Source organism: Peribacillus sp. NPDC058002, from assembly GCF_042886655.1.
Classification (GTDB): Bacteria; Bacillota; Bacilli; order Bacillales; family DSM-1321; genus Peribacillus; species Peribacillus aracenensis.
The window spans coordinates 1-3766 of sequence record NZ_JBHVQU010000305.1 but is presented as its reverse complement, the minus strand read 5'-3'; the positions used below and the strand labels follow the sequence as shown (position 1 = coordinate 3766).

Genomic DNA, 3766 nt, shown 5'->3' with positions numbered 1-3766 from the left:
CAATTATCTCAGCCAGGAATGCCCCGATGAAAGGACCTATTAGTATTCCGACGAACGGAATCACGAATGGCCCGACCAGAAGCCCGATCGTACTGCCCCAAATCCCCGCTTTCGTGCCGCCATACTTTTTGACCCCGACCATATTCGCTATATAATCAGCTGCAAATAAAAGGATGACGAATAAAATTTGGACCGTCCAGAAAAACCAGCCAAATGGTTCAAAAGAATAAAATAGTCCATATAACAATATTCCGCCGAAAATGAACAAAACACTTGGGATGATTGGAAAAATCAGACCGACAAATCCCATTATGAACATGAGGGTAATTATTATCCAAAATAGTGTATCCATAACTAAACGCCCCTTTCTCAAATCATTTATGATTTGACTTTATCTCTCCATAATTGCCTCATTACTGATGATTGAAACCAATGAAGTGGAATACAGGTTGTTTTATTTTTCCCATATAGTTAAAATTGGTTAGGAATCTTATATAGTTAGGTGCTGAAAACATTGAACATATTCAAACAACTTTGGGTAAGCTTATATTCTCCTAAAGATATCGCTTCCTTTCAAAACCAAGGTATCGGGAAAACGATTTTATTCGTTTTCTTTATAAGTCTCATCGCCTTTCTCCCTTCAGCTTTTTATTTCGGTACAATGGTAGCTGACGGGATAGATGCCATGCACGAAACAGTATCCGAAGACTTACCGCCATTTGAAATCAAAAATGGCACGTTGACGACTGAAAAAGATGAGCCATTTAGCCTGAATAAAAACGGCTATCAAATTTTTGTAGATGGCACGGGAACCTTGGCCCCGGAAGAAGTAGCTGCAAAAGCTGATGAGGCTGTCGCGCTTTTAAAGTCTGATCTGGTTTTCGTATCCGGAGGCAACGTGCAATCCTCTCCATATTCAGTTCTGGAGGGAAATAATCAGGAAATATCCACTTGGCTTGATTCAGTGGAATCTGTGCTGCCAATCATCCTTCCATTGCTTCTACTTATATTATACCTGTTTACTGCTAGCGGAATCTTCATTAAAGTGACAATCCTTGCCGCTTTCGGTCTTTTTTTCAAAAATGCTCTTGGCCGTCCTCTTTCCTATAGGCATCTTTGGAGAATCAGTGCATACAGCATAACGCTTGCCACCATATTTTTCACCATCATGGATGCTTTTCAAGCAATTGTACCATTCGCTTCCATCATTAGTTGGTTTGTGACATTGATGATGTTATATTTATCCATTAAAGAAACATCAGCCAATAAGATCGGAAATTGAATTAAAAAGATTCGAACTCATACTATAGGCAAACTTGATTCTCATCGGGTTTGCCTACAGTATTTATGGGTTTGTAAAATTCGAACGTTGATTGGAACGTAGGACACTGACTTTCCGCTGGCGGTCCTCTTTGCTCCCGCGGGTTCTATCAACATGTTAAATTTAGATAGAACTCATTAGCCTCCAAACCAAGATCCGACGCACCTGTTCCGGATCTTTTTGCTTTTGTATAAAATCGATTAATCCGTGCCTTTCCGCATATGACTACAGTAATCATTTTTTTATATCTACTTAATTCGACAAAATACTCACCAAGTTATTCCTATACTTATGTTTGAAATAGTATTTAAGAGGTGATAGACGTGAAGGAGAGTCATATTGATGTACAGTGGTTGTTACTCATAATGGAGGCAAAAAAGATCGGCCTGACCCCAAAGGAAATTCGCTCCTTTCTTAGCACACATTCAAATATTAAGGATGTTCCTCAATAACCAAAATAGATATGAATGGTCAATCTCACATTCCATTTTAAAAAACCGCCCATTTTTAGGCATATTTTTTGTTCCCTCCAAGTATGATGAATTAAAGACAAGCTTGGGAGGATGGAAAATTGAAACGGCTACTGCTTTTTATCTCATTCTGTTTCACTTTATTCATTATTTATTTTGATTTGACTACTGGTACCCTGCCGGCTTCCCATCCACCGGCCTCTACAGGCGAACCGGCCGTGCCGGCCAGCCAGACAGCATCCGCACCATCTGCCGCTTATAAAGAAATCACCATGAAACCCGGGGATACCTTACTCTCCATTGTTGAAACGGAAAAAGACGGATCCAATCAGCCAATCGAAACGATCATCGCTGACTTTCAAAGTTTGAATGAAGGATTGAAACCCGAAAATATGCAGATTGGCAAAACATATAAGATACCCGTTTATAAATAACTGTCAAAAGGGATCTGCGCCTTCACAAGAACCATTAAAGTGGTTTTCCAAGCATCAGGTATATCCTGAAATAGGAAATATCTCATATTGAAAAAAGATTATGCGACCTATTTCCTTGTCAAGCGGTATGTACATTGATACAATATTTCAGAGAAGCAAATTAAAAATCAAAACTGATTTTTTCCTAAAGGAGAGAATTCCACTTGAGTGAAATCATACATCGCACCAAGACGCGGCCAATTAAAGTCGGAAACTTAACGATTGGCGGCAATAATGAAGTTATCGTACAAAGCATGACAACGACAAAAACACATGATGTTGAAGCAACGGTTGCAGAAATCCTTCGTCTTGAAGAAGCGGGATGTCAAATCGTACGTGTCGCCTGTCCGGATGAAAGGGCAGCTGATGCAATTTCTGAGATAAAAAAACGGATAAACATCCCTCTAGTAGTCGATATTCATTTCGATTACAAACTTGCTCTGAAGGCCATTGAAGGCGGAGCGGATAAAATCAGGATAAATCCTGGTAACATCGGACGCCGTGAAAAGGTTGAAGCAGTCGTAAAAGCTGCAAAGGCTAAAGGAATCCCAATCCGAATCGGGGTAAATGCTGGTTCTCTCGAGAAGAAAATCATCGAGAAATATGGCTTCCCGACTGCTGATGGAATGGTGGAAAGTGCTTTACACCATATCAAGATCCTGGAAGACCTCGATTTTCATGACATTATCGTTTCCATGAAAGCTTCCGATGTCAATTTAGCCATCGAAGCATATGAAAAAGCTTCAAAAGCATTCGATTATCCTTTACATCTTGGAATTACGGAATCAGGAACACTTTTCTCCGGGACCGTAAAAAGCGCTGCCGGACTAGGTGCCATCCTAAGTCAAGGTATCGGGAGCACGATGCGTGTTTCCTTAAGTGCCGATCCTGTCGAAGAGGTGAAGGTGGCAAGGGAGCTTCTAAAAGTATTTGGCCTTGCGTCTAACATGGCCACTTTAATTTCCTGCCCTACTTGCGGCCGAATCGAGATTGATTTGATTTCCATCGCCAATGAAGTTGAAGAGTACATCCAGACGATTAAAGCACCAATCAAGGTATCAGTGCTTGGTTGTGCGGTAAACGGCCCTGGAGAAGCCCGTGAGGCTGATATCGGCATTGCCGGGGCCCGAGGTGAAGGTTTACTGTTTAGAAAAGGTCAAATCGTACGTAAAGTGCCTGAAGAGACGATGGTCGAAGAACTGAAAAAGGAAATTGACAAAATCGCTGAAGAGTACTATGAAAAACAAAGAGCCGAAGCTGCTGTAAATAAATAAAACAAAAAAATCCCGAATTTTCATTCGGGATTTTTTTGTTTTATTTGAAAAACCCTTTGATGCATAATGACATCAAAGGGTTTAATGAAGCTAAAAGAACGGCAGGATGAATATGGCAACGATGATGGAGACTGCACCTATGCCAATGGCCCAGGTACCCAGGTTCGACCCTCGGCTTCTGGCCACTATTCCTACAATGATACCTACAATCCCTAAAATGAAAGGCAT

5 protein-coding genes are annotated in these 3766 nt (G+C 40.9%); 4 read left to right on the top strand and 1 reads right to left on the bottom strand.

Annotated features, from left to right (window positions below; translation table 11 throughout):
* Positions 1-352 (bottom strand): DUF456 domain-containing protein (locus ACFVSH_RS23985; protein ID WP_387708233.1); only part of this gene is annotated, 352 nt, incomplete at its 3' end.
* Between the two features lie 162 nt (positions 353-514).
* Between ACFVSH_RS23985 and ACFVSH_RS23980 the strand changes: the two genes are divergently transcribed.
* The 4 genes from ACFVSH_RS23980 (at position 515) to ispG (ending at position 3538) form a co-directional block, all read left to right on the top strand.
* Positions 515-1282, top strand: a complete 768-nt coding sequence (locus tag ACFVSH_RS23980) for a DUF1189 domain-containing protein (protein WP_387597993.1) — start codon at positions 515-517, stop codon at positions 1280-1282.
* 353 nt (positions 1283-1635) lie between these two features.
* On the top strand, positions 1636-1773 hold the full coding sequence (locus tag ACFVSH_RS23975; RefSeq protein ID WP_387708231.1) for an anti-repressor SinI family protein: 138 nt from the start codon (positions 1636-1638) through the stop codon (positions 1771-1773).
* A 119-nt stretch (positions 1774-1892) separates the two neighbouring features.
* The gene (locus ACFVSH_RS23970; RefSeq protein ID WP_260284709.1) at positions 1893-2225 is read left to right on the top strand and encodes a LysM peptidoglycan-binding domain-containing protein; all 333 of its coding nucleotides are present in this window, start codon (positions 1893-1895) and stop codon (positions 2223-2225) included.
* 212 nt (positions 2226-2437) lie between these two features.
* Complete coding sequence (ispG, locus tag ACFVSH_RS23965) at positions 2438-3538, top strand: flavodoxin-dependent (E)-4-hydroxy-3-methylbut-2-enyl-diphosphate synthase (protein ID WP_387598220.1); 1101 nt, start codon at positions 2438-2440, stop codon at positions 3536-3538.
* The last annotated feature ends 228 nt before the right edge of the window (positions 3539-3766 follow it).